Annotated in this window: 1 protein-coding gene; it reads right to left on the bottom strand. The window is 68.5% G+C overall.

Going from position 1 to position 810, the window contains the following annotated elements:
• On the bottom strand, positions 1-389 hold a 389-nt coding region (locus tag IM708_RS21100; protein ID WP_209428510.1), incomplete at its 3' end, for an ATP-binding protein.
• Positions 390-810 lie beyond the last annotated feature (421 nt).

Below are 810 nucleotides of genomic sequence, written 5' to 3'. Positions count from 1 at the left end.
CCTCTGCCGTCACGGCAGGCCTTCTGGCCGAGGGCGCAAGCGAGCCAGGTCTTTCCGACACCGCAGGGACCGGTGATGATCAGGTTCTGCCGCTTCTCGATCCAGTCGCCGAGGGCGAGCTGGCGGAACAGATCCCGGTCGAGTTGCCGCGGGGCGCGATAGTCGACGTCCTCGATGGCGGCGCCGACATGGCGCAGCTTCGCGGCCCGCATCCGGCTCTGATAGCGCTTGGTGCTGCGGTTCGTGGCCTCGCGGTCGATCAGCAGGCCGATCCATTCGGCATGGCTGAGCGTGGCGGCGTCGGGCTGCTGCTGAAGCTCGGCAAAGGCATCGGCCATGCCGTCGAGCTTGAGCGCGCGCAAGCGCTGGTGGGTGGGGTGATCGAGCATGTTCGGGTCCTTTCTCAGTGGAAGTAACTGGCGCCGCGGATGTTGGGATGTGTGACCGCCGGCCCCTCCGCGGGCGTTTCGGGCCGTCGGCGATGCAGCGTTCGCCGCCGGGCTCGAACCCGTGGCGCCTCGACGGCTCACTCTGAAGGATCGACCTGACCGAGCTGTAGGACAGGCCGCCGATTTCGAGCGCACGCAGGCAGGCCGCCTCGAGGGCGTCGCGCCCATGAGGCGTGGCGAGCCGGACAATGCCGAGGCAGGCACGGAAACCCTGTTCGGGATGCGTCTTCGTTCGCAGCACCAGATCCACCAGGGCCGCGGTGTTGGGACCGATCCTTGCGGCCTTCCTGCGGATCTCGGCGGGCGTCATGCCGGCGTATCGCCGATGGCTGGCGGGCATGTGCCCGGCCACGGTTGTGTG

This window comes from Pararhodobacter sp. SW119, from assembly GCF_017811755.1.
Taxonomy (GTDB): domain Bacteria; phylum Pseudomonadota; class Alphaproteobacteria; order Rhodobacterales; family Rhodobacteraceae; genus Pararhodobacter.
This window is presented reverse-complemented; position numbering and strand designations above follow the sequence as displayed.